This window comes from Gilliamella sp. wkB178 (genome assembly GCF_001690705.1).
GTDB lineage: Bacteria > Pseudomonadota > Gammaproteobacteria > Enterobacterales > Orbaceae > Gilliamella > Gilliamella apicola_K.
The window spans coordinates 448,679-475,023 of record NZ_LZGK01000011.1 but is presented as its reverse complement, the minus strand read 5'-3'; the positions used below and the strand labels follow the sequence as shown (position 1 = coordinate 475,023).

The window sequence follows — 26,345 nt, the reverse complement described above, 5'->3', positions numbered from 1 at the left end:
TATCATTTGATTATGCTTATTGCGCAGGATATTGCCCACTCCATGTTTCAGACAAAACTTCATTAGTTTTTTCTGACGCCAATTGTATGCGGATATCAGTGGCCTTTTTGTTATCTTCAACATTAAAGCGCACAATAACTCGCCAACCTTTAATAACTGGATTGTATTGAGCTTCACAACTAACTATAGAACCGTTATTGATACTAGAAATTACTTTAACTGGTATTTGTTCAGATAATTGCGGTCCAGCGAAGTCAATAACATAAGCATTCGAGCCATCAAGCTTACGGATTAAGTTAGCTTGTTTAATATCACCTAATGATAAACGGGTACTAATTGCTCTAGCTATATTATCCGGGTAGCGTTGCAATTCGTTTAAAGAATAATGTAAGCGATATTTAATATCTAGAGTATCACCCGCATCATATTGTTTTTTAGGTACCCAATAAGTAACTATGTTATCGTTAGTCTCATCAGCAGTTGGAATTTCAACCAATTCAACACGACCTCTTTGCCAATCACCTAAAATCTCTGCCCAAACACTAGGACGTTGTTCATAATGATCATCGAGATCTTGATAATCATCAAAACCTTTATCTCGTTGGATCAAACCAAATGCTTTAGGATTTTCTAAACTGTAGGAAGAAAATGATAAACGCTTAGGATTATTTAAAGGGCGCCAGATCCACTCATTATTATTGGCTAAAATAGATAGACCATTAGAATCATGCATTGCCGGACGATAGTTTAAAATCGGTGATGGTTGGTTCGGTCCATATAAGAACATACTTGTTAAAGGTGCAATCCCCAGTTTTTTAACTGGATTACGGAAAAATACTTTTGCTTCAACAGTGATAGTGGTATCAACACTTGGTATTAGTGTCAGTTTATACGCACCAGAAACGCTTGCTGAATCAAGCAATGCATAAATAACTAAATGTTTCTGATTAGGTTCTGGCCTTTCGATCCAAAATTCTTTAAAGCGAGGAAATTCTTCACCAGACATTTCACCAGTGTCAATCGCTAACCCTCGAGCTGAAAGACCATATCTTTGATCTTTACCCACAGCGCGAAAATAACTGCCTCCCAAAGCGGTAAAAATTTCGTCATCGGTTTTGGTCGGATTATTGATTGGGTAATGGACTTTAAAACCAGCAAATCCTAGATTCTTAGTATCTAGATTTTCTAAATTTACTTTACTTAGATCAAAATAACTAGGATCAAATTTGATTTCATGAGCTTGATTATTAATTATTTCATTAATCTTAACTGGAGTATCAAAATACATACCTTCATGATAAAACTCAAGTTTAAAACGACTTTTACGATCACCCCAATAAGCTTTGGAATGATTAAAAAAAATTTTCTGATAATCAGCAAATTGTAATGAAGCTAATTCATTGGGAATGTTTTTTTCTGGTTGTACATAAGCTTGTTTAGATAGGTTTTCTGCTTGCGTTACAACATCATTAAACGAAAAAGCCCATGAGGAAAAACTAATACAAGCAATAGAACATGCCCCTAGTAATTTATAAGCTATGGTTTTATTAAAATGACTTGTTGGTAATAAATTAAGCATAAAATACTCGCGTTAGTATTATCTAAAAAGGTTGAAGTAATTAATGATGTTATCCTTTGGATTATCCAAACATTTTTCCACATAGTCTGCTTTCATTTCTTGAAGCATACTTGGGTTTTCATCAATTAAAAAATGAGAATAACTGTCTCGTGAAACTTTGGTATATAGTGTCGACATATTTTGTTCAGTCATTCTAAATAATGGTTGGAACTTTTTGGTAATGTTAGATTTGTCATTATTGTAAATTGCCGCAACAAAATCAGCTGACATTTTACAATATTTATCAATATTTATTTGAGTCGCTTCAATTTTACTTAATTCAATATCATGTTCAGTTTGGTTTTCTTCAATTATTCTTTTTATTTGTACATCATATTTTAATTTATAGTATTCTTGAAGATAAAAATTTAAAACGCAGGAGGTTTGGTTTTCATTACCATTACAAGCCAATATACCGTGTTTAGTAATATAATTATTAAAATTACTATCACCTACAAATTGTAGCAACTTAATTTTTGCATCAACAACAAAAGGGTTATTATGCTCTGTTTGCTGTTGTAAAGTTGTCAATGGATCTATTTCCATCGGTTGTTCATTTTTCACCGACTGTGAAATAGGTTTCTTGGCGCAACTTATAACAAGAATAGAGACAATGGCACATGTAAGGATATTACTTATTTTCATATATAAAATTCCATGAACATATTCTTGAGTTATAATTTCAGTGAAAGCTACAATACCAATAGCAGTAGCGCGAAATTATATACTCATATTCTTATAAATACACTAGGTTAATTAATTAAATTTATAAAAAAAATACTAAGCAAAATAACTGTCTAATCATTTAATGGTTACATATCTTTTTAGTATCGACAGTAAACTTAGTATCATTAGAGTCAGCCGGCTTAAATTTGCCTCTTTCTTTAAGAAAATTAATGAGCTGCTGTGCATCCATATCAGATTTTGAACAAGTGTGGAATTTGGCATCTTTTCCAAAGCGTTGTTCAATAGCTTGAAGTAGGGAAGATTCTGTATAATTATTTCCATCCATCATATGTAAAACTTCATGCCCATGAATTGATAACATAATTCCCTCTGACTGTTGTTAATTAAGTTGTGATAATTAATTTTCATGAATGAAGCAAGATAGCAGATCTAATTGAGAAAAAAAAGAGGCTAATCGTTAAAATAACTTCAAATATTGGTGGCTTACCTCTAATTCAAGAGGTAAGTAGTAACTGATATTGTTAATAGCTTAATATTGAGAGTTAAATGCTATTCTTGAACTATTCGTTTATTGCTAATTTGGCAATAATAGCTTGATTCTCATTTTTGACTTGATGAATTAGGATTGGAATAGTATCAGCAAGTTTATAACAAATCTCATCTTTAATCTTTATACTGCCGGCATCTGGGGTTACAGAAATTTCATCGCGTACCGCATGAATCATAGACAGTGGTACAAACGCAAAAGCGCCAATGTCTGTTAAGCGGATACGGGCACCACCACGATTGATATCAATAATTTCGGCGGTATAACTATCACCAATTTTATTGGTTAAATATTGAGCATAAAGATTTTCCGCTATGTCTCGTTCGGCATAACGTAACATTTTACGCCTTTCATTCATGGTTTTAAGTTGTTCTTGATCTGGCGCTATTAACTGTTGCGAGCGAATGTAGGCTTTAATTAAGCGATGATTAACCATGTCACCATATTTACGAATAGGCGACGTCCACGTGGCATAAGATTCAAACCCTAAACCGAAATGCGGTTGAGGTGTAATGGAAAAATCCGCCGGACATTGAAATTTACGTAACCGCGCAGTTAAAAAGGCATTATCTTCAATCCGACGCCGTAGTTGTAAATAACCTTCAAAAGATAACAACGAATCTTTATCAAACTCAGTGATGCCATTATCAGCCAAAACTTTTAAAATTTGTTCAATATATTTATTATCAAATCCTGAATGAATATTGAAAATACCAAAACCAATATGGTTTTTTAATTGCCAAGTTAAAGCTTGATTGGCTATTACCATGACTTCCTCAACTATGCGGTGAGCAATACGTCGAGAATCTTTAATTATTGCTTTAACTTGACGGTTTTCATCCAGAATAAAGCGATAATCATTATTATCTTTAAAGACTAAAGCATGGGTTTGGCGCCAATTCATTCGTACTGTAGCTAAATTAGATAATAGTTTAAGTTGTTCGGGTAAAGTCGGTTGATCAGATGCTAATTTACTGCCATTTTCTAAAAAGTCAGACACATTGCTATAAGAAAGTTTGGCTTTGGATTCAATCCACGCTAGCATAAAAGCAATATCATCAAGATTAATATTACCGCTGGCATCAAGATTAATTTTACATACCATGGCTGGACGTTTTTGATTGGCATGTAATGAACACAAATCATTGGCCAACTTGCTAGGTAACATTGGGATGTTGAAATCGGGCAAATAAGTAGTGAAATTCCTGATTTTTGCTATTTCATCCAGTTGACTATCAGGTAATACGTAGGCGGTTGGATCAGCAATGGCTACCATAAGTTGATAGTTTCCTTGCTCATCTTTGATCAGTGAAATAGCATCATCCATGTCTTCGGTATCTTCACTATCGATAGTAAAAAAGTTAACAGCGGTTAGATCTACACGATTTTCAATTTCACTCGCATGCATAGTTAAGGTTTCAGCTTGAGGAGCCTGTGCTTCTAGATCGTAACGTGCTAGGGTTTTTAACCATAATTGCAAAGGTGAGGTACTTTCAACAATAAAACGCGTAATCTCAGCTAGAAAATTACGACTTTCTTTGTCTAAAGGGTGATTAACCAGTGTGGCAACTACCCAATCACCTGCTTGCAATTTTTCTGATACTTGTGGACTAACTTTACAACGGATAGCAAAATTAGCAGGCATATTTTCAGGATAAACAACCATGGCCCGATCTTGGAAACCAATTTTGCCAATAAATTTTTGTAAACACGTTTCGATTAATAGCTCAGGCTCGAATGATTCTTTATCATTATTGCTGATAATAGAGCCGGATACTTTATCGCCATTACACACCAGTTTCATTTTACTAACCGGGATAAAATAGCTAGTTTTATTATCAACTTCTAAAAAGCCAAAGCCTTTGTCATGGGCGCGAACAATGCCTTCAACCCGAGGAGTTTGTTCATGGAGTTCTTGTTTTAATTGTGCAAGTAGGGGATTATTTTGAAACATGTAACTTAATATCATTAATAAAATCAGTCTTGAATTCTATCACAGTTATTCAGATTGTGAACCTTGAATTAATCCAAGATAAGTATTAAAAAAATACGTATACTAGATGATATTAACCTAACTAATAAAGTGTCTTTATGAAATTAAATTATAAGTTACAAGGTAGTGGCTCGGCTATCGTTTTTCTGCATGGAGTTTTTGGTAGTTTAGATAATTTAAATATGTTAGCTAAAGATTTACAATCAAATTATCAAACTATTCAAGTTGATATGCGTAATCATGGGCTTTCACCATGGTCTGATGAGATGACACTGCCAAGCATGGCCGATGATATTGCCGAACTGTGTCATGATTTATGTTTACAGAATGTAATTTTTATAGGGCATTCAATGGGGGGCAAAGTTGCTTTGCAATTGACACAAGTAATTCCTGATGTCATTAAACAAATTGTGGCGATCGATATTGCGCCTGTCAAATACCCAGTTTCATCCAATGCATTGGTCTTAAAAGCGTTAGCACAATGTTTGGCACAAAATATAACCGATAAAAAACAAATCATCGACCTAATGACAGTCACTGGCTTGACGGAGCCAACTATCATGTTTTTACTAAAATCTTTCAAAAATGGACACTGGTTATTTAATGCTGATGTGATTGTTAAACAATACGCTAATCTCTGTGATTGGCAATGGATTTCGCCGTGGGCAAAACCCACATTATTTATAAAAGGTGGTAACTCTGATTACATTTCCGAAGCCGACTATAAGGAGATTTTACAACAATTCCCGCAAGCTAAAATAGAAACAGTAGCCGGAGCCGGGCATAATGTGCATGCCGAAAAAACGATCCAAGTTTTACAGATTTTACACCACTTTTTAAATAATCAGGGTTGATTTCATTTTAACTGGTATTAATTGCAAAATAGTCGCTGCTGCTTAATCTTTCTTTGTTGGGGAGGAATAATGCTAACCACTACCATTTTACAACGGAAATTAAGTGATTTACTGTTGATACTATATTGCCACTCTGGTGGTATGAGCTGATTGTTAATTTGTGGATAGCTATCCAGCAGCTGATAAGCTATTTGACCCGCCTGCAGTTTTATTGATAAATAGCGATATTTATTTAATAACACCTGCTGATAATTAACAAAACCAACTAAAATTATGGCAAACAGCAATACAGCAACCATCACTTCGATTAAACCAAATCCGGTTCTGGTTTGATTATTCACAATCATAATTTCTTTTTTCCGGGCAATAATCGAGCCAGTGACCTTTTTCAACAACCAATTGATTATTATCAAAATAAGCTAAAGTATAAAGGAAAAAATCCTCAGCTTCGCCACGTACTAAAACATAATTATCGATAGTTAATAATGATTTTTTTATACATGCTTTTAGTTGATAAGTCGATTCTATGGCACATTGCCAACTTGCTGTTGGGACTGACCAATTTTGGTAAAGTGCCCAAGTTAATGCTGAACTGGCGTGATTAAATTTTTGATAATAATGGTTTTCCATAATTACGGTTTTTTGCCATGAATTAATTAATAAATTAAAGCCAGTCACTATTATCAGTCCAATCATCATCAAGATGAAGACCATGACAATGGCACTAAAACCAGAAAAGGTTATGTTATCTGCATCAGAATAAGTTTTCATTTTTAACTATTTTAATTACTTGATAGTTGATGTGTTTATTTTTGATTAATTCTGCAGCTAAAGATATTTCGATACCATTATTTATTGGCTTTATCACAAAGTGAGTGACTTTATATTTAGCTGGATCGAATAGTTTTTCCCAATTAGGATCTTGGCAATCGAGTGCGGCAACTTTGTATTCAAGATTGTTTTTGTGATAACGATAGGCAAATATGTCGGAAGCTTTTTTATTAGCAGGGTTATAAATCCAATCATTACGAATTTCACTATCATAACGAATAATGACGCAATTTTGTTGGGCATTAATATCTAGCGCTTTAGCAGTCATTTTGGCTGGATCATTGGCAATAAAGCCTGCGCGACGAATATCTTTGGTAAGGCCAACTAATGCCTGATTAACATTATTACGTAATTGAATTGTTTGAGAATATTGTATTATATTGGTTTGTAATTGTAGGTAAAAAGAACTACAGCCAATTACAATTAGGCTCGATAATACAATGCTGATTAACGCTTCTAGTAATGAAAAGCCGGCTACTTTTAACATTGCGGTAAGCCTGCTAAAAAATTATTTTTACTACAAAAGCGAATTCGTCCGCGAAAAGATATAATCACTTTAGTCATCCCAATGTCATTTTTGAGTTGAAACGACATAGTTTGCGCCATATTCCTTCTGCCCCAAAAAGAAATAGTTTTTTTGTCAGTCAATCCATTGATAACAACCGAGTCATAGGGTTTATTAAATTTAAACAACCCTTGTTCGCAACTATTGGGGCGTTTCTCTTTAGTTACCGCCAAACACCAAGGTGATGAAAAAAGGTGAAGATTATAAGTGTCATTATGTGTATAAGCCATAACTTCAACTTCATTTAAAAAATACGCCAACTGTTGCGTAGTAACAATCAATTCATTGCGAAGTTGCAATGACTTCCATTGTTGGATGCCGATAGCCGCTAAAATGGTACTAATACAAATAATTACCAATACTTCTATTAAGGAAAATCCTGCATTTTGCATAATGGTATTCTTAATCAAAGCCTAACATATCGGTGATATTATCAATAACTAACCAATTGACCTGAGGATTTTTGTTATATTGGGAACTGCCTCGCAAATTTTTGGTTTTTGCTAGTTGAATTGTGTAGATATGACAAACCGCTTAAAAAGCGTAACATATTATATTATACTGTGAGCCTATTTTTATTTGCTAACGGACTTATAAATTAAAGGAAACTTGAGATGCAACAATTACAAACTATTATTGAAACCGCTTTTGAACGTCGTGCCGATATTACGCCAACAAATGTAGATGCAAAAACTCGTGATGCCATTAATCAATCTGTAGCGCTACTAGATAGCGGTAAAATGCGAGTTGCTGAAAAAATTAAAGGTGAGTGGGTTACTCATCAATGGCTAAAAAAAGCAGTATTGCTCTCATTCCGTATTAATGAAAACCAATTAATTGATGGTGGTGCTACTAATTATTATGACAAAGTGCCGTTAAAATTTGCTGAGTATGATCAAGCAAGGTTCCAACAAGAAGGTTTCCGTGTAGTGCCATCCGCTATTGCTCGTAAAGGTGCCTATGTCGCCCGCAACACAGTATTAATGCCATCTTATGTTAACATTGGTGCTTATGTTGATGAAGGTACTATGGTTGATACTTGGGTAACCGTTGGTTCATGTGCGCAAATAGGTAAAAATGTGCATTTATCAGGTGGAGTGGGTATTGGCGGTGTTTTAGAACCATTACAAGCTAACCCAACTATTATCGAAGATAACTGTTTTATTGGTGCCCGTAGTGAAATTGTTGAAGGTGTCATTGTTGAAGAAGGTTCAGTGATTTCAATGGGTGTCTTTATTGGTCAAAGCACTAAAATTTATGACCGAGCCACTGGTGAAGTGCATTACGGCCGAGTTCCAGCCGGTTCGGTAGTAGTTTCGGGTAATTTACCAACTAAAGATGGCAAATATAGCCTTTATTGTGCTGTTATAGTCAAAAAAGTGGATGCTAAAACTTTAGGTAAAGTGGGTATCAATGAATTATTACGTACTATTGATTAATCGTCTTATTTAGATCTTTAGCGCTGCCTTAATGGGTAGCGCTTTATTTTAGTTATTTTAAAACAATTAGTTATATTTTTATAACAATTAAGAAGAGGAAAGTTTATGCCTTCTTTTGATATTGTATCTGAAATTCAAATGCCGGAAGTTAAAAATGGTGTCGACAATGCCACCCGCGAATTAGCCACCCGTTGGGATTTCAAAAATGTTGAAGCTTCATTTGAATTAAACGAGAAAAATGAAACTATTAAAGCAACCAGTCAATCCGATTTCCAAGTGCAGCAACTACTAGATATCCTCCGTGATAAACTAGCTAAACGCGGCATTGATAGTGGTGCTCTAGAAATTCCTGAAGAGATGGAACACAGTGGTAAACTCTACAGTATTACGGTCAAACTTAAACAAGGGATTGATAAAGAGTTGTCCAAGAAGATAGTTAAATTAATTAAGGACAGCAAAATTAAAGTTCAAGCTCAAGTTCAAGGTGAACAAGTGCGGGTTACTGGTAAATCTCGAGATGATTTACAAGCAACAATGGCCTTAGTTAAAAAGGCCGAATTAGGGCAACCATTTCAATTTACTAATTTTAGAGATTAGTTCCTCTATACTTTGTTACTTTGCTGGCTAAGGTTGGTGAAGTGGCAGAGTTAATGATTTTTTATAATCAACCTTTTGTCAAGATGTTTCCTGAGAAGTATACGTTTCAGTATAAAAATTCACATAAACACGGTAAAAGTTGTACTCAAAACCAACCCTTTGTTTTTTAAAACTAATAATCTTTTTAAAGTTCGAGATTTTTTTTTGCGAATACGTTATGCTATTAGCTTGTCTATCCTCTTAATTATAACAATATTTATTATGATGAAAAAATTAGTTTTATTTTTTATGGCGATGGTTTTCTCGGGGGCATTGTTAGCTGAGAGTCCGAATGATCCAGAAAAAAAAGCCTTTATTGATGATTTATTAGCAAAAATGAGCCTCAAAGAAAAAGTCGGTCAATTGAGGTTAATTAGTGTCGGAGGTGATTTAACTCTAGACAAAGCCTTAGAGCAAATTGAAGCGGGTGAAATTGGTGGCATTTTTAATACCGTGGTTGAGCCTGATTTAACTAATATGCAGGATCGCGCGTTAAAAACACCTAATAAAATCCCACTGTTATTTGGATTTGATATCATCCATGGTCACCGTACCGTGTTCCCAATTAATTTAGGCATCGCGGCGACTTGGGATCGTAATGCTATTGGTAAAGCGGCTGAAGTTTCGGCTGATGAAGCCACATCAGATGGACTTAATATCACTTGGGCGCCGATGGTGGATATTACTCGCGATCCAAGGTGGGGGCGAGTTTCCGAAGGTTTTGGTGAAGATCCTTATTTAACTTCAGAAGCTGGGCGTATTTTTGTAGAAAAAATGCAAAAACAGATCCTTTCAGATAAAAAATCATTAGTAACCACCGTAAAACACTTTGCGCTTTATGGTGCGGTAGAAGCTGGTCGTGAATATAACTCGGCTGATATGAGTGAGCGCAAGATGTTCCAAGAATATTTGGTTCCGTATAAAGCCGCAATAGATGCAGGTAGCAAAGCGGTTATGGTTTCGCTAATATCAGTTAATGGTATTCCCGCCACTGGTAATCATTGGTTATTAACCGAAGTTCTGCGTAATCAATGGCATTTTGATGGTGTGGTGATTAGCGATCATGGTGCTATTCGAGAACTGATTAACCATGGCGTTGCCAGTGATGCTAAAGATGCAGTTAGAGTCGCCATTAAAGCCGGTATTGATGTCAGCATGAATGATGAGTATTTTTTAAAATTCATTCCCGAACTGGTTAATGAAGGTGTGCTGACTGAATCAGAAATTAATAACGCCTGTCGCCATGTATTAGAACTTAAATATGATATGGGGTTATTCAAAGACCCTTATCGTAATTTAGATCCTAAATTAGATATTGATACTATGTTTGCAGATAACCGCTTACATCGCGAAGAAGCCAGAGATGTAGCGCGCCGCAGTATTGTCTTATTAAAAAATAAAAACAAAGTGTTACCGTTGGCTAAAAACAAAAAAGTTGCTGTGATCGGGCCTCTGGCAGATTCAAAACGGGATATTCTTGGTAGTTGGTCTGGTGCCGGACGATCTAAACTGGCAGTGACACCGTTAGAAGGTATCCAAAAAGTAGCTCAAAAAGCTGATTTAATCAGTTATGCCTTTGGCGCTAATTTATCAGAAGATCAACAACTATATAAATTTTTAAATTTATATGAAATGACCACTAAATTTGACGAACGCCCAGCAGATAAAATGATTGCTGAAGCGGTTGCGAAAGCTAAAAAAGCCGATGTAGTGGTTGCGTTTGTTGGTGAAGCCGAAGGCATGGCTCACGAATCATCTAGCCGTACCGATTTATCATTACAAGCTAGCCAAAAACGCTTAATTAAAGCCTTAAAAGCTACGCGTAAACCGTTAGTGATTGTGTTAATGAATGGTCGTCCGTTAACTTTAACTGAAGAGTATCAACAAGCTGATGCTATGTTAGAAACTTGGTTTTTGGGTACCGAAGGCGGTAATGCCATAGCCGATGTTTTGTATGGTGATTATAACCCGTCCGGTAAATTACCAATGACATTCCCGGATAATGTTGGGCAAATTCCGATCTATTACAGCCATTTAAATACCGGGCGCCCGCATGGTACCGAAAATATGGGTAAATATACTACCTCTTATTTTGATAGTCCTAACGAACCGCTTTTTCCATTTGGTTTTGGGTTAAGTTATACCAATTTCACTACTAATTACTCACTTTCAAGTAATAAAATGACTAAAGATGGCGAAATTGTGGTGACTGTTAATGTGGAAAATATTGGTGATAGAACAGGTGTTCACACAGTGCAACTTTATTTGCAAGATGTGACTGCGTCTGTAAGTAGGCCGGTTAAAGAATTAATTGGTTTTGAAAATATTAGTTTAAAACCTCTTGAAAAAGGTGAAGTTAAATTTGTGATCAAACCGGAAATGTTAAAATTCTGGAATGATAAAATGCAGTATGTGGCTGAACCAGGGCAATTCAATGTGTTTGTCGGTTCTGATTCTACTACCGAGGATAAACAAACCTTCACTTTATTAGATAAATAAACTTATACCACACTCCGCCAATGGTTTCGGCGGAGTTATTTTTGGCGGTCTTATGTTTGAATTTGATCTCGTCTTACAACTGTTACAACAAATGTGTGTTTATTTAGTTATTGCTTATTTACTAAGTAAAACACCTATCGTTATTCCCGTAATGCAAGTTACCGTGCACTTGCCACATAAACTAATCTGTTATTTAATCTTTTCCTCATTTTGTATCATGGGCAGTTATTTCGGCTTACATATTGAAGATACCATCGCTAATACTCGAGCAATCGGGGCTATTTTGGGGGGCTTACTTGGTGGCCCCATGGTGGGCTTGTTAGTCGGTATTACTGGGGGCATCCATCGTTACACCTTAGGTGGAATTACTGCTGAAAGCTGTATGCTATCAACTATATTAACGGGTTTGTTAAGTGGTTTATGGCACTATTTTTTGATGAAGAAAGGACGCGTTGATTTAATTTATAACCCTTTATTAGTCGGAATTTTAGGGCTATTCACCGAATCATTGGAAATGATAATGGTTTTATTAATATCACGTCCTTTCGATGTCGTTTTGCATGCAGTACGCAGCATTGCCGCACCAATGATTGTGGCAAATAGTATTGGTGCCGCCATGTTTATGCGTATTTTATTGGATAGACGTGCTATCTTTGAAAGATATACCTCAGCATTTTCGGCTAAGGCCTTAAAAATAGCCGTAAGTACTGAAGGACTATTGCGTCAAGGTTTTAATCAAAAAAATAGCACTAAAGTGGCAGAAATTATTTATCAAGAATTGAATGTCGGCGCGGTAGCAATTACTGATCGGGAAAAAATATTAGCATTCATTGGCATTGGTGATGATCATCATTTACCTGGTACCCCAATTACTTCAAATTGTACTTTAGAAGTTATTGAACAAAATGAAGTTAAATATCTTGATGGTGTCCATCAACCTTACCAATGTTCTATTAACAAAAATTGTCGTTTAGGCTCGACATTGGTTATTCCATTACGTGGAGAAAATAATACGGTTGTTGGCGCTATCAAACTTTATGAAGCTAAAAATACGTTGTTTAGTTCGATTAATCGTACTCTAGGGGAAGGTATAGCCAGTTTATTATCGGCGCAAATTCTCGCAGGTCAGAATGAACACTATAAACAGTTACTGTCCAAAACTGAAATTAAACTATTACACGCACAAGTGAATCCGCATTTTTTATTTAATGCCTTAAATACCTTATTGGCGGTGATTCGCCGGGATAAAGCCCAAGCTTCGCAATTAGTTCAGTATCTTTCTACTTTTTTCCGTAAAAACCTTAAACGCACCGATGAGATAGTCACACTTAAAGATGAAATAGAGCATATTAATGCTTACTTACAAATTGAAAAAATGCGTTTTATGGATCAGCTAGCGATTGAATTCGATATCCCTCAAGAATTAGAAAATGCCCATTTACCAGCCTTTACTTTACAACCGATTGTTGAAAATGCCATTAAACATGGAACTTCACAGTTGATAGGTATTGGTAGAGTAACTATAAAAGCCTATGTTCAGGACCAAACACTAATTTTAGAGGTAATAGATAATGCCGGTAATTACCGCGAAAATAAAAAGGACATGAAAGGATTGGGTCTAAATTTAGTCGATAAAAGGATTAATATTCGTTATGGCGAAAAATATGGTATAAAGATACTGTGTGAACCGGATGATTATACCAAGGTAATGTTATCATTGCCTCTTGAAGAGGAAACGAGTATCCAATGTTAAATGTTATTATTGTTGATGATGAATTACCTGCACGTGAAAATTTGCGTTGCTTACTGGAAAATGATCCTGAAATTAACATCGTTGCTGAATGTAATAATGCTATGGAAGCGATTCGTGAAATTCACCGCTTGCAACCAGATGTGGTCTTTTTAGACATTCAAATGCCAAAAATTAATGGCATTGAAATGTTATCAATGCTTGATCCTGATAATATGCCGCAAATTGTGTTCCTAACTGCTTATGGGGAATTTGCGGTAAAAGCGTTTGAGGCCCAAGCGGTTGATTATTTACTCAAACCAGTTGAAATGGAACGCTTAAATAAAACCTTATATCGTTTGCATCATCGCGCTCCAAGTGGGAATATTAATCAATTAGAAGGGGTCAGCAGCGATCTTAAATATATTCCATGTGTGGGCCATAATCGGATTTATTTATTAAATATTGATGATGTGTTTTATGTGTCGTCAAAAGTCAGTGGTATCTATGTGTTTAATCAAGCTAATAATGAATATTTCACTGAATTGACACTAAAAACCTTAGAGGATAAAACGCCACTTATCCGTTGCCACCGACAATACTTAGTTAATCTTAAAAAACTAAAAGAGATTCAATTTAATGATGCCGGTGGTGTAGATATTATTTTAGTTAATGATGTATCGGTACCAGTCAGTCGCCGTTATCTAAAATTACTAAAAGAACTATTAGGATTGTAATTACTGCTCTTATTCCTTACATCTTTTGATGGTTAACTTTACCGCTCATGGTCTTATTTTAACCACTAACCATCTTGATTTAACCTATAGCTTAAATATCCATATCATTCTCTAAAGCAAAAAATTACTATAACCTAGAGTATAACGTAACCTTAAACCTATACTGAAAGCTAATAAGTTGTAGTCATACTTATTGGGTTGGGATGGAATTAACAAATTTTTTTATTGTTAACTTATCACTAATAAGTAACCAAACTTAACTTTAACAGGTGATTAAGTATAAATTGTTTAACTTTGAATCCATGAAGAGAATCAATATGAATAATAAATTATTTAAGCATATTCCATGGTTCATTCTAGCTTTTATTGGTGCATGTTGTTTAGCTGTTCTTGCACTAAGGCGGGGTGAACATGTCAGTGCACTTTGGATTATTGCAGCTGCAATATCGATCTATCTTGTTGCGTATCGATACTATAGTTTATATATAGCAAAAAATGTAATGCAGTTAGATCCAACACGTGCTACTCCGGCGGTGATCAATAATGATGGATTGAATTATGTGCCAACCAATAAATATGTATTGTTTGGTCACCATTTCGCAGCGATTGCTGGTGCAGGTCCACTGGTAGGGCCTGTATTGGCGGCTCAAGTTGGTTATTTACCTGGAACATTATGGTTGATTGCTGGTGTAGTCCTTGCCGGTGCAGTACAAGACTTTATGGTACTGTTTTTATCTTCCAGACGTAATGGTTCTTCATTAGGTGAAATGGTTAAAGAAGAAATGGGCAACATTCCGGGAACAATTGCGTTATTTGGTTGTTTCTTGATTATGCTTATCATTCTGGCGGTATTAGCGTTAATCGTAGTTAAGGCGTTAGCCGAAAGCCCATGGGGTGTGTTTACTGTTTGTTCAACAGTTCCTATCGCTTTAATTATGGGTATTTATATGCGCTTTATTCGCCCGGGTCGAGTTGGTGAAGTATCAGTTATTGGTATTGTGCTACTGGTATTAGCAATTTGGTTTGGTGGCGTAATTGCTCATGATGCATATTGGGGCCCGGCATTAACATTTAAAGATACAACTATTACTTTCGTGTTAGTTGGTTATGCTTTTATTTCGGCTATGTTACCAGTATGGTTAATTCTAGCGCCAAGAGATTACTTAGCTACTTTCTTAAAAATTGGGGTTATTGTTGGCTTGGCAATAGGTATTCTTATTTTGAATCCTGATTTAAAAATGCCAGATGTTACTAAATATATTGATGGTACCGGGCCAGTTTGGAAAGGTGCTTTATTCCCATTCTTATTTATCACAATTGCCTGTGGTGCGGTTTCTGGTTTCCATGCTTTAATTTCATCAGGTACTACGCCTAAATTACTTGCTAATGAAATGGATTCTCGTTTCATTGGTTATGGTGCCATGTTGATGGAATCATTTGTAGCAATAATGGCGTTAGTTGCAGCTTCAATTATTGAACCTGGACTTTATTTTGCTATGAATACCCCTCCAGCAGCTTTAGGTATCACCATGCCTGACTTACATAGATTAGGCACTGAAGATGCTCCAATGATTATGTCACAACTGCAGGACGTAACTGCCCATGCTGCTGCAACTGTAAGTTCTTGGGGATTTGTGATTTCACCAGAAGAAATTATGCAAACGGCTAAAGATATTGGGGAACCATCAGTATTGAATCGTGCCGGTGGTGCGCCAACATTAGCGGTTGGTATTGCTCATGTATTCCACCAAATTATTCCTGGTGCCAATATGGGCTTCTGGTATCACTTCGGTATTTTATTTGAAGCGTTATTTATTTTAACAGCGCTTGATGCCGGTACTCGATCTGGTCGTTTCATGTTACAAGACTTATTAGGTAACTTTGTACCATTCTTGAAAAAAACTGATTCTATCTTAGCTGGTTTTGTTGGTACATTAGGTTGTGTTGGCTTGTGGGGCTATCTATTATACCAAGGTGTTGTCGATCCATTAGGTGGCGTTAAGAGCTTATGGCCTCTATTTGGTATTTCCAACCAAATGTTAGCCGCGGTAGCCTTAGTACTTGCAACCGTTATTTTAATTAAGATGAAACGTGCTCAATATATTTGGGTAACTATCATTCCGGCAGTATGGTTGCTTGTTTGTACAACTTGGGCATTAGCATTGAAACTATTCAGCGACGATTCTAAATTAGAAGGATTCTTCTACTTAGCCAACGAATACAAACGTCGCATTGCCGAAGGCGCTGATTTAACTCCAGCACAAATCGGTAATATGCATCATATTGTTATTAACAATTACACCAATGCTGGTCTCAGTATTCTATTCTTGGTGGTGGTTTATAGTATTATCTTCTTTGGTATTAAAACAGCACTTAAAGTACGTAATAATAAACAAAGAACTGATAAAGAAACTCCATATGTGGCAATGCCAAAAGAAGGTGTTAAAACTTCAATGTCACATTAAGATTTAATAAATCAGAACATAAGCAATTATGTTCTATTAAATCAATTAGATTTAAGCCCAACTAAGTTGGGCTTTTTTATATAGATTAGCTTGCAATGATAACGAGTTTAAAACTAGTTGTTAAATGGCAGATACTTAATTAATTTATGGAAATAACAATTATTTACTTACTGGTTTGATTGTTAAGGTTAAACCGTCAACAGCGATAACTTCTACTAATTCACCAATAGGCAAATCGTTATCACAGCGCGCTGACCAACTACCATCTTTGATTTTAACGCGCCCAAAACCATTAACCACCGCTTCGGTTACCACTGTTTTAATGCCAATTAAATCTTGTTGGGGTTGGTTAATTTCACCTTTACTTGATTTGTCTTTGCCATTTTTTCTTAACCATAACCACCAAAGGTAGGCAGAGATTATGGTGAAAATAGCAAATAAAAGCCATAAAACTGGCCATGACAAAGGTAAGATCCAAGCAATTAAACCGACTATAATTGCTGCAATTCCGGTCCATAGAGCATAACCACCGGTGCCCAGTAGTTCGGCTATTAATAATAGACCGCCTAAGGCAATAAATACCCAGTGTGGTGAATAATAGATAGCCGTTAAAAAATCAATCATTATGGGTTACCTTTCATTTTATTTAGGTATTGGGATAATGCTCCTCTTTCTTGTCAAGATGTTTCCTGAGAAGCATACGTTTCAATATAAATTATTGCCATTGATTACTTATTTGGTTTGGCATCTTTAATTAATTCAGCAATACCACCAATACTACCCATCAAGTTTGCCGCATCCAGAGGCATCATGATGACTTTACTATTATCTGCTGAACCAATTTGTTGTAAGGCATCGGTATATTTTTGTGCCACAAAATAGTTAATCGCATTGATGTTTCCTGCTGCAATCGCTTCCGAAACCATTTGTGTTGCTTTAGCTTCCGCTTCTGCTGCTCTTTCGCGCGCTTCAGCTTGTAAGAATGCGGCTTGACGTTCACCTTCCGCTTTTAAAATTTCAGATTGTTTTTCACCTTCAGAGCGTAAAATCGCAGCTTGGCGAACACCTTCAGCTTCAAGAATTTCGGCACGTTTATTACGTTCAGCTTTCATTTGCGCATTCATGGCAGCAATAAGCTCGGCGGGCGGGCGCACATCCCGAATTTCAATACGGGTGATCTTAATACCCCATGGACTGGTGGCTTCATCGACAATACTTAGTAATTTTGAATTGATATGATCGCGTTGCGATAGCATTTCATCGAGTTCCATACTACCAAGTACGGTACGAATATTAGTCATCATTAAATTAATAACGGCACGTTCAAGTTGATTAACTTGGTATGCAGCTCGGGCGGCTTCTTGCACTTGAATAAAACAAACGGCGTCAATTTGCACATTAGCGTTATCTTTTGAAATAACTTCTTGCGATGGAATATCCAACACTTGCTCCATCATATTAATCTTACGCCCAATACCGTCCATAAATGGAATAATAATATTTAAACCCGGTTCAAGAGTGTGAGTGTACTTACCAAAACGCTCAATAGTGTATTGGTAACCTTGAGGAACAATAGTGATTGCTTTGAAAACGGTAACGATAGCTAATAAAACGATAATACCGATGAGGATAAAAAATGGCATAAATCAAATTCCCTTGAAATTATTTATTCGTTGATAGTTCTAGTCATTCTAAAGGCTATTAGATTTTTTGACCAGTTTTAATTGGTATGATGAACAAATCCAAGCTTCTACTGATTATGCTTTGGCTAATACGCTAATTAGCTAACAAACAGCCTTATTAATGCCTTGGTTACTAATGTCATTATTAGATTGATTCACTTGGAATTAATCGCCTTATTTTACTTTATTTCGGTAAATAGGAATTTTATTAAGTGAGTATAAAATAATCGCTTGACAAAGCATCAATGAACTAGTTTAATAGTACAAAATTAATTATCCGGTTTAACTTACTATGCAATCACAATACCTAGTCGCTAGATTTATACAAACAACTGTTTATGGTTGGTGGCGTATCACTGTTGGCGGGTGAGGTGAAGTCGTATTGTCTGTTTCACGAAACCCGCTAACTGCGGGTTTTTTAGTTAGTGGGTAATAATCAAAAATAATGTGATAAAAATTTAAAAATAGAGAGTCAACAATGAATAAGCCGACATTAACACAGATAACCAAAGCAATGGGGTATTATCAAGATCCGACTCAGGTTTTTAATCAATTATGTGCGAGTCGTCCGGCAACATTGTTGTTGGAATCTGCCGAAATTGATAATAAACAGGGCATTAAAAGTGTAATGATTGTTGATAGTGCGTTGCGTATTTCCGCAATTAATAATCAAGTAACCATAAGTGCATTAACCAGCAATGGTGAAAAGTTATTACCATTATTGCAACAAGCATTGATTGAAAAAGTTGCTGATAGCCAACTAGCGCAGCAACAACTTGTTTTAGTGTTTCCTGAAATAGATAACCTGCAAGATGAAGATTCAAGGCTTAAGTCAGTATCTGTTTTTGATGCTTTAAGAACCTTGTTACAAGTGGTTAATGTACCAACTGATTGCAGTCAAGATGCTTTGTTTGTAGGTGGCTTATTTAGCTATGATTTAGCGGCTGGCTTTGAACATTTGCCAGTATTACCAAGCGAGCAACGTTGCCAAGACTATTGCTTTTATTTGGCGGAAACTTTATTAGAAATAAATCATAAAGATCATGCTTCTATCTTAAAAGCTACGGCTTTTACCTCCGCTGCTAATGAAATTGCTCGTTTAAAACAAAGATTAGATGAATTACAAATAATTTTACAGCAACCAAGCAAACCGATTAATAAGCAGCCATTGGCACAGGTGCAAGTCACCTGTAATAAAAGTGATGATGATTTCAATACCATTGTTAAAAAGATGCAAGATGCCATTCAACAAGGCGAAATTTTTCAAGCGGTACCATCACGACGTTTTAGCCTACCTTGCCCGCAACCGTTGGCAGCTTATCAAGTATTAAAGACTAATAATCCAAGTCCATATATGTTTTACATGCAAGATCAAGATTTTGTTTTGTTTGGAGCTTCTCCGGAAAGCGCGCTTAAATATGCTAAAGCTACTAATCAAGTAGAAATTTACCCAATTGCAGGTACCCGGCCACGAGGCATAAATGCTAATGGTGAGATTGATCATGATTTAGATAGTCGTTTAGAACTCGAAATGCGTACTGACAAGAAGGAACTGGCTGAACATTTAATGTTGGTCGATTTAGCTCGTAATGACTTAGCGCGGATTTGTCAGCCAGGTAGCCGTTATACCAAAGAATTGTTAAAAGTGGATCGTTATTCTTTCGTGATGCATTTGGTTTCGCGAGTAGTAGGGCAGTTGCGTGATGATTTAGATGCGCTGCATGCCTACCAAGCAACCATGAATATGGGTACATTAACGGGGGCACCTAAAGTTAGAGCCATGCAGTTAATTGCAGAAACCGAAAAGATCAAACGTGGCAGTTATGGTGGCGCCATAGGTTATTTTACGGCTAATGGTGATTTGGATACCTGTATCGTGATTCGTTCAGCGTATGTAGAAGATGGTATCGCTACGGTACAAGCTGGTGGTGGTGTGGTGTTGGACTCGGAACCACAGTCTGAATCGGATGAATCACGCAATAAGGCGCGCGCGGTAGTGCGCGCAATTATGGCTGCACATAATGTAGAAGGTGTATTCTAATGGCTAATATCTTATTTATTGATAATATTGACTCGTTTACTTATAACTTAGTCGATCAATTACGTAGTAGCAAACATCATGTGACGGTTTATCGTAATACCCTTCCTGCCGATGTGATTATTGAAAAATTAGCGCAGATGCAAAATCCGATTCTGTTCTTATCACCAGGCCCCGGCGCCCCAAGTGGCGCCGGGTGCATGCCGGAATTGCTTAAACGCTTAAAGGGTAAGTTGCCAATTATTGGTATTTGCCTTGGGCATCAAGCTATTGTTGAGTCTTATGGTGGCACCATTGTGCCGGCTGGCGATATTTTACATGGTAAAGCTTCACTAATTGAACATGATGGTCAAGCTATGTTTCAAGGCTTACCTAATCCGTTACCAGTTGCGCGTTACCATTCATTAAAAGGTGAAAATATCCCTAAATCACTCACTATTAATGCAATTTGCAATAATATTGTTATGGCAGTGCGTAATGACCAAGATCGCGTTTGTGGGTTCCAATTCCATCCGGAATCAATCTTAACCATTCATGGTGTGAAATTATTAGAACAAACTATTGCATGGGCACTTAATCCTCCGGCACAACAATTAGCATCACAACCGCAACCAGAAGCTATTGTCGATAAGCAAGAATACAACATTCAACCGCTTTTGAATAAGTTGTACCTTGGACAAGTTTTAACTCAGGAAGAAAGTAAAATACTATTTAACCTGATTATCCAAGGTAAAATTGCACCAACGGTTTTGGCTACAGCAATAATTAGTATGAAAGTCCGTGGTGAACAGCCAGATGAAATTGCCGGCGCGGCGTTAGCTTTACTTGAAAATGCCGATCCGTTTACCGCCCCAAGTTATGACTTTACTGATATTGTCGGTACCGGTGGTGATGGTACTAATAGTATCAATATTTCAACCGCCAGTGCCTTTGTAGCGGCGGCTTTAGGTTATAAAGTGGCTAAACATGGTAATCGCGGGGTTTCCAGTAAATCAGGTTCGTCTGATGTACTGTCTGCATTGGGCATTAAATTGAACATGTCTGCGGAATCCTCTCGTAAGGCATTAGACGAATTAGGTGTGTGTTTCTTGTTTGCTCAGCAATATCATTCTGGGTTTCGCCATGCAGCGCCTGTCCGTCAACAGTTAAAAACGCGGACTATTTTTAATGTACTTGGGCCATTAATTAACCCATCACGACCTAAACGTATTTTATTAGGGGTGTATCATCCGGATTTAATTAAACCAATTGCCGAAACTTTAACAATGCTTAACTATACTCACGCTTATGTGGTACATGGTGCCGGTATGGATGAAGTCGCCATTCATGGTGAAACCCAAGTTGCTGAAGTTAAAAATGGTGAAATTCGTTACTTTAGCCTTACTCCAGATGACTTTGGCTTGCAAACGTTCACTTTAAAAGATATCGAAGGCGGAACACCAGAAATGAATCGCGATATGTTAGTGGCTATTTTACAAGGCCATGGCAAGCTAGCGCATGAATCGGCTATTGCGGCTAATGTAGCCATGTTAATGAGCTTGTTTGGTGAGTCAGATTTAAAACACAATGCTAAACGAGCAATTGAGATGATGCGCAGCGGCAAAGCCTATCAACTGTTACTTCAATTAGCAGCAAGGCAGTAGAGGGAAATAAGATGGCAATTGCAGCACTAACTAAAAATGTTGAAATGGCAACAGTGTTGAAAAAGATCATTGCAGATAAACAAGTATGGTTAACAAGTCGCCAAGCACAACAACCTTTGGCAACATTTAAATCAGCAATAACCGCCAGTGATCGTGATTTTTACCAAGCCTTAACTAAGCCTAAAACGGTATTTATTTTAGAATGCAAAAAAGCCTCGCCGTCAAAAGGTTTGATTCGTAACGATTTTGATCCAGCCAGTATTGCTAGAGTTTATAAAGATTATGCTTCGGCTATTTCAGTGTTAACCGATGAAAAATATTTTCAAGGTAGTTTTGATTTTTTACCTATTGTCCGTAACGAGGTCACGCAGCCAGTACTATGTAAGGATTTTATTATCGATGAATATCAAATTTATTTGGCCCGTTATTATCAAGCAGATGCAATATTATTGATGTTGTCCGTGGTTACTGACGAAGAGTATCAACGCTTTAGCAAACTAGCTCATCAGTTAAAAATGGGAGTATTAACCGAAGCCAGTACCGCCAGTGAAGTCGAACGTGCGCTTAAATTGGGTGCTAAAGTAATCGGTATTAATAATCGTAATTTACGTGATCTTACCGTGGATTTAAATCGGGTAAAAACCTTAGCTAAAACCATACCGGATGATCGCATTATTATCAGCGAATCGGGCATTTATACCCATCAACAAGTTAAAGAACTGAGCAACTATGCGAATGGCTTTTTAATTGGCAGTGCGTTAATGGCGGAAAATAATCTAGCTTTAGCCATTCGCAAGGTCATGCTTGGCGAAAATAAAGTGTGTGGTTTAACTCGGGCCGAGGATGCGCTAACTGTTTATAAAGCGGGAGCAGTTTATGGTGGTTTAATTTTTGTTAGTAATTCTCCACGCTATATTCCGCCAGTTAAAGCGCGTACGGTTATTGCTGCGGCACCCCTTAATTGGGTGGGAGTTTTTAAAAATGCCGAAATTGATGAGATTTCGCAGATTGCTAAACAGCTGTCATTATATGCAGTGCAACTTCATGGCAGTGAAGATGAAGACTATATACACACTTTGCGCCATCACTTGCCTGAAAATTGCCAAATATGGAAAGCACTAAGTATTGCTGAAAACATCCCCGCACATAATAATCCATTAATTGATCGTTATGTGTTTGACCATGGTAAAGGTGGCAGCGGTAAAAGTTTTAACTGGTCATTATTAAATGACCAAAATCTGGAAAATGTGATTTTAGCCGGTGGTATTAATCCACAAAATATTAAAGCAGCATTAGCAACTGGCGTTATAGGCGTTGATCTTAATTCCGGGGTGGAAGTGTCCCCGGGAATAAAAGATCCACAAAAAATAGCCGCCGTTTTTGCACAAATTTAATCGAATAATTTAAATTAAAAGGTAATAATTATGTCTAAATTAAATCCGTATTTTGGCGAGTTTGGTGGGCAATATGTACCCCAAATATTAATGCCTGTACTTGAGCAGCTTGAGCAAGCTTTTTTAGCCGCTAAAGATGATCCTGCTTTTCAAAAAGAGTTTAACGATCTACTAGTTAATTATGCCGGTCGCCCAACAGCGCTAACCTTATGTAAAAATCTAACTGCCGGTACTAAAACTAAGCTTTACTTAAAGCGCGAAGATTTAGTGCATGGTGGTGCTCATAAAACTAATCAGGTTTTAGGGCAAGCATTACTAGCCAAACGCATGGGTAAAACCGAAATTATTGCCGAAACTGGTGCTGGCCAACATGGTGTGGCTTCGGCGTTAGCTTGTGCTTTATTGGGATTAAAATGCCGCATTTATATGGGCGCTAAAGATGTTAAACGGCAAGCACCAAACGTATTTAGAATGCGTTTGATGGGGGCAACGGTGATCCCGGTAGAAACAGGTTCCGCAACCTTAAAAGATGCCTGTAACGAGGCCTTACGCGATTGGTCAGGGAGTTATGAAAAAGCGCACTATATGCTCGGTACTGCTGCTGGTCCACACCCTTTCCCAACTATTGTGCGTGAATTTCAGCAAATGATTAGCCGTGAAGCTAAACAACAGATCCTCGAAAAAGAAGGGCGTTTGCCAGATGCGGTTATTGCTTGCGTGGGTGGTGGCTCTAATGCAATTGGTATGTTTGCTAATTTTATTGATGATAAATCTGTGAAATTAATTGGAGTGGAGCCTGGTGGTCATGGCATAGAATCAGGCCAACATGGTGCCTCGCTTAAACATGGTAAATTAGGCATTTATTTTGGTATGAAAACACCAATGATGCAAACTGACGAAGGCCAAATTGAAGAATCCTATTCCATTTCTGCGGGATTAGATTTCCCGGCAGTTGGGCCACAGCATGCTTATTTAGATAGTATTGGTCGTGCGGATTATGTGTCAATTACAGATGATGAAGCTTTGGACGCATTCCAAGAATTATCACGTCATGAAGGTATTATTCCGGCACTTGAATCATCCCATGCTTTGGCATATGCCTTAAAGATGATCAAACAAAATCCGAATAAAGAACAGTTATTAATTGTTAATCTATCCGGTCGTGGAGATAAAGATATCTTTACCGTTTATGATATTTTAAAAGCAAGAGGAGAAATAGAATGAACCGTTATCAACAACTGTTTAATCAATTAACAGCCAAAAATGAAGGTGCATTTGTTCCTTTTGTACCAGTTGGCGATCCTAATCCTGAGCTGTCATTGCAAATTATTCAAACTATGGTGGCTGCAGGAGCGGATGCATTAGAATTAGGTATTCCATTTTCTGATCCTATGGCCGATGGTCCAACCATCCAAAATGCCAATATCCGCGCATTTAATGGAGGGATCAGCGTAGAAAAATGTTTTGAAATCTTAGCTAAAGTTAGATCTAAAAATACTGATATCCCAATAGGATTACTAATTTATGCAAATTTAGTGTTTAAAAATGGCATTGACAATTTTTATGCTAAATGTGCTAAAGCAGGTGTCGATTCGGTATTGATTGCCGATTTGCCAGTAGAATACTCGCCAGAATTTACCGGAGCGGCTAATAAATATGGTATTGCGCCAATTTTTATTTGTCCGCCTAATGCCGATGATAATGTAATTAAAAACATTGCCAAACATGGGCAAGCATACACATATTTAGTGTCGCGAGCTGGCGTTACCGGCACTGAAAATCGCGCCAATAAACCGTTAGCGCATTTATTAACTAAACTAGCTGAATATGGTGCGCCACCGGCAATTCAAGGGTTTGGTATTTCCGAACCAAGTCAAGTGACCGAAGCGATTAAAGCTGGTGCTGCCGGTGCAATTGCAGGTTCGGCAACAGTTAAAATTATTGAGAAAAACCTTAACAATCCGCAAAAAATGTTAACTGAATTAGCTGAGTTTGTAAAAACCATGAAAGCAGCAAGTAAAAAATAAACTATTAATCCGCTGATTATTCAGCGGATTTATTATTTGGTTTTGGTTTTACCGGCAGTAATTAGTAGAGCATTACCATAATGAGTTATAAGCGATTATTGAAAAATAAAATTTCAAATTAGTATGTGAAATTTATCAATAACTTCAAGAATAACTAATAAAAATTGTACTGTGCACAGTTGCATTTTATTCAAAATGCAGTATACTCGTCACCCATCTAGCGCGGGGTGGAGCAGCATGGTAGCTCGTCGGGCTCATAACCCGAAGGTCGTTGGTTCAAATCCAGCCCCCGCAACCACTTAACTTTTCACTAACAAATCAATTTTTCCTGTTATTGTATGAAAGTTCGAAACAAGTGGCTTCATTATTGTTAGTTTTAAATGTAGCCTCGCTTGTCGAGGTTTTTTTTTGCGTGTAGGGATTTAAGCGTAAGATTTAAAGGAATATTGGGCTTCATGCCCTTTTTTATTTTCTACTATGGAGGTTTGTTTGGCTAATATAGAACAGCAATTAACCGCAATTATTCAAGAACCAGTTAACGCACTTGGTTTTGAATTAGTTGGGCTCGAATATATTCGGGGCCGTTACCCGGTATTACGTGTTTATATAGATAGTGAAAATGGTATTACTGTTGATGATTGTGCCGACGTTAGCCGCCAAATTAGCGCTGTACTGGACGTCGAAGATCCAATTAAAGATGCCTACAATCTGGAAGTATCATCTCCGGGCATGGACCGACCATTATTTACTCTTGAACATTACCAACGTTTTATTGGTGAAGAAATTACCATAAGTTTACGTATTCCTGTTGCCAATCGGCGTAAGTGGAAAGGAAGAATTAAGGCGATCGATAATGAGATGATCACTTTGACAGTTGATAATAATGATGAAGTATTTGCTTTTAGTAATATTCAAAAAGCGAATATTGTACCTAATTTTAACCTTAATAAATAAAAATACG

At 36.9% G+C, this 26,345-nt stretch carries 23 protein-coding genes and 1 tRNA gene; 14 read left to right on the top strand and 10 right to left on the bottom strand.

The window, feature by feature from the left end; translation table 11 throughout:
• Positions 1 to 16 precede the first annotated feature (16 nt).
• From A9G13_RS03710 to A9G13_RS03695, 4 genes are all read right to left on the bottom strand, one after another.
• Complete coding sequence (locus A9G13_RS03710) at positions 17 to 1,579, bottom strand: glucan biosynthesis protein G (RefSeq protein WP_065556259.1); 1,563 nt, start codon at positions 1,577 to 1,579, stop codon at positions 17 to 19.
• A gap of 18 nt (positions 1,580 to 1,597) precedes the next feature.
• The gene (locus A9G13_RS03705; RefSeq protein WP_065556258.1) at positions 1,598 to 2,263 is read right to left on the bottom strand and encodes a hypothetical protein; all 666 of its coding nucleotides are present in this window, start codon (positions 2,261 to 2,263) and stop codon (positions 1,598 to 1,600) included.
• 160 nt (positions 2,264 to 2,423) lie between these two features.
• Positions 2,424 to 2,666 (bottom strand): YecH family metal-binding protein, encoded by a 243-nt coding sequence (locus A9G13_RS03700; protein ID WP_065556257.1) that lies wholly within the window; start codon positions 2,664 to 2,666, stop codon positions 2,424 to 2,426.
• Between the two features lie 199 nt (positions 2,667 to 2,865).
• Positions 2,866 to 4,806 carry an exoribonuclease II gene (locus A9G13_RS03695; protein ID WP_065556256.1) on the bottom strand — a complete coding sequence of 647 codons (1,941 nt, stop codon included), beginning with the start codon at positions 4,804 to 4,806 and terminating at the stop codon, positions 2,866 to 2,868.
• A gap of 137 nt (positions 4,807 to 4,943) precedes the next feature.
• On the opposite strand from A9G13_RS03695, the gene A9G13_RS03690 reads away from it, so the two are divergent.
• Positions 4,944 to 5,699: an alpha/beta fold hydrolase gene (locus tag A9G13_RS03690; RefSeq protein ID WP_065556255.1), complete on the top strand. Its 756-nt coding sequence runs from the start codon at positions 4,944 to 4,946 to the stop codon at positions 5,697 to 5,699.
• Positions 5,700 to 5,716: 17 nt separating this feature from the next.
• On the opposite strand, the gene A9G13_RS03685 is transcribed toward A9G13_RS03690, so the two are convergent.
• Genes A9G13_RS03685 through A9G13_RS03670 form a run of 4 tightly spaced genes read right to left on the bottom strand, consistent with a single transcriptional unit; the run spans position 5,717 to position 7,487 of the window.
• Positions 5,717 to 6,040 (bottom strand): prepilin-type N-terminal cleavage/methylation domain-containing protein, encoded by a 324-nt coding sequence (locus tag A9G13_RS03685; protein ID WP_176701940.1) that lies wholly within the window; start codon positions 6,038 to 6,040, stop codon positions 5,717 to 5,719.
• Positions 6,033 to 6,470 (bottom strand): DUF2509 family protein, encoded by a 438-nt coding sequence (locus A9G13_RS03680; RefSeq protein ID WP_065556253.1) that lies wholly within the window; start codon positions 6,468 to 6,470, stop codon positions 6,033 to 6,035. The genes A9G13_RS03685 and A9G13_RS03680 overlap by 8 nt, the downstream gene beginning before the upstream one ends.
• Complete coding sequence (locus tag A9G13_RS03675; RefSeq protein WP_065556252.1) at positions 6,454 to 7,017, bottom strand: prepilin peptidase-dependent protein; 564 nt, start codon at positions 7,015 to 7,017, stop codon at positions 6,454 to 6,456. Before A9G13_RS03675 ends, A9G13_RS03680 begins: the two co-directional genes overlap by 17 nt.
• Positions 7,011 to 7,487 carry a hypothetical protein gene (locus A9G13_RS03670; RefSeq protein WP_065556251.1) on the bottom strand — a complete coding sequence of 159 codons (477 nt, stop codon included), beginning with the start codon at positions 7,485 to 7,487 and terminating at the stop codon, positions 7,011 to 7,013. Before A9G13_RS03670 ends, A9G13_RS03675 begins: the two co-directional genes overlap by 7 nt.
• Before the next feature lie 222 nt (positions 7,488 to 7,709).
• Between A9G13_RS03670 and dapD the strand changes: the two genes are divergently transcribed.
• The 6 genes from dapD (at position 7,710) to A9G13_RS03640 (ending at position 16,600) form a co-directional block, all read left to right on the top strand.
• Entirely contained in the window at positions 7,710 to 8,534 is an 825-nt protein-coding gene (gene dapD / locus A9G13_RS03665; RefSeq protein ID WP_065556250.1) for a 2,3,4,5-tetrahydropyridine-2,6-dicarboxylate N-succinyltransferase, read from the top strand.
• A 105-nt stretch (positions 8,535 to 8,639) separates the two neighbouring features.
• Entirely contained in the window at positions 8,640 to 9,131 is a 492-nt protein-coding gene (locus A9G13_RS03660) for a YajQ family cyclic di-GMP-binding protein (protein WP_065556249.1), read from the top strand.
• Positions 9,132 to 9,395: 264 nt separating this feature from the next.
• Entirely contained in the window at positions 9,396 to 11,669 is a 2,274-nt protein-coding gene (gene bglX / locus A9G13_RS03655; RefSeq protein ID WP_141670864.1) for a beta-glucosidase BglX, read from the top strand.
• Positions 11,670 to 11,721: 52 nt separating this feature from the next.
• Positions 11,722 to 13,422 carry a sensor histidine kinase gene (locus A9G13_RS03650; RefSeq protein ID WP_065556248.1) on the top strand — a complete coding sequence of 567 codons (1,701 nt, stop codon included), beginning with the start codon at positions 11,722 to 11,724 and terminating at the stop codon, positions 13,420 to 13,422.
• Complete coding sequence (gene btsR, locus A9G13_RS03645) at positions 13,416 to 14,135, top strand: two-component system response regulator BtsR (protein ID WP_065556247.1); 720 nt, start codon at positions 13,416 to 13,418, stop codon at positions 14,133 to 14,135. The genes A9G13_RS03650 and btsR overlap by 7 nt, the downstream gene beginning before the upstream one ends.
• Before the next feature lie 317 nt (positions 14,136 to 14,452).
• Positions 14,453 to 16,600: a carbon starvation CstA family protein gene (locus A9G13_RS03640; protein ID WP_065556246.1), complete on the top strand. Its 2,148-nt coding sequence runs from the start codon at positions 14,453 to 14,455 to the stop codon at positions 16,598 to 16,600.
• Positions 16,601 to 16,759: 159 nt separating this feature from the next.
• Here the strand turns inward: A9G13_RS03640 and A9G13_RS03635 are convergent, their stop codons facing one another.
• Both A9G13_RS03635 and A9G13_RS03630 read right to left on the bottom strand, forming a co-directional pair.
• Positions 16,760 to 17,224 carry an NfeD family protein gene (locus A9G13_RS03635; protein WP_065556245.1) on the bottom strand — a complete coding sequence of 155 codons (465 nt, stop codon included), beginning with the start codon at positions 17,222 to 17,224 and terminating at the stop codon, positions 16,760 to 16,762.
• Positions 17,225 to 17,328: 104 nt separating this feature from the next.
• The gene (locus A9G13_RS03630) at positions 17,329 to 18,243 is read right to left on the bottom strand and encodes an SPFH domain-containing protein (protein ID WP_065556244.1); all 915 of its coding nucleotides are present in this window, start codon (positions 18,241 to 18,243) and stop codon (positions 17,329 to 17,331) included.
• A gap of 517 nt (positions 18,244 to 18,760) precedes the next feature.
• On the opposite strand from A9G13_RS03630, the gene A9G13_RS03625 reads away from it, so the two are divergent.
• The 7 genes from A9G13_RS03625 to rimP all read left to right on the top strand — a co-directional run bounded on the left by A9G13_RS03625 (position 18,761) and on the right by rimP (position 26,338).
• Complete coding sequence (locus A9G13_RS03625) at positions 18,761 to 20,323, top strand: anthranilate synthase component 1 (protein ID WP_065556243.1); 1,563 nt, start codon at positions 18,761 to 18,763, stop codon at positions 20,321 to 20,323.
• Positions 20,323 to 21,963 carry a bifunctional anthranilate synthase glutamate amidotransferase component TrpG/anthranilate phosphoribosyltransferase TrpD gene (trpD, locus tag A9G13_RS03620; protein WP_065556242.1) on the top strand — a complete coding sequence of 547 codons (1,641 nt, stop codon included), beginning with the start codon at positions 20,323 to 20,325 and terminating at the stop codon, positions 21,961 to 21,963. Before A9G13_RS03625 ends, trpD begins: the two co-directional genes overlap by 1 nt.
• 11 nt (positions 21,964 to 21,974) lie before the next feature.
• Complete coding sequence (trpCF, locus tag A9G13_RS03615) at positions 21,975 to 23,357, top strand: bifunctional indole-3-glycerol-phosphate synthase TrpC/phosphoribosylanthranilate isomerase TrpF (protein WP_065556241.1); 1,383 nt, start codon at positions 21,975 to 21,977, stop codon at positions 23,355 to 23,357.
• A 30-nt stretch (positions 23,358 to 23,387) separates the two neighbouring features.
• The gene (trpB, locus tag A9G13_RS03610; protein ID WP_065556240.1) at positions 23,388 to 24,581 is read left to right on the top strand and encodes a tryptophan synthase subunit beta; all 1,194 of its coding nucleotides are present in this window, start codon (positions 23,388 to 23,390) and stop codon (positions 24,579 to 24,581) included.
• Positions 24,578 to 25,384 carry a tryptophan synthase subunit alpha gene (trpA, locus tag A9G13_RS03605; protein ID WP_065556239.1) on the top strand — a complete coding sequence of 269 codons (807 nt, stop codon included), beginning with the start codon at positions 24,578 to 24,580 and terminating at the stop codon, positions 25,382 to 25,384. The genes trpB and trpA overlap by 4 nt, the downstream gene beginning before the upstream one ends.
• Positions 25,385 to 25,605: 221 nt before the next feature.
• Positions 25,606 to 25,682, top strand: a tRNA-Met gene (locus A9G13_RS03600).
• Positions 25,683 to 25,873: 191 nt separating this feature from the next.
• Positions 25,874 to 26,338 carry a ribosome maturation factor RimP gene (rimP, locus tag A9G13_RS03595; RefSeq protein ID WP_065556387.1) on the top strand — a complete coding sequence of 155 codons (465 nt, stop codon included), beginning with the start codon at positions 25,874 to 25,876 and terminating at the stop codon, positions 26,336 to 26,338.
• Positions 26,339 to 26,345: the final 7 nt, after the last annotated feature.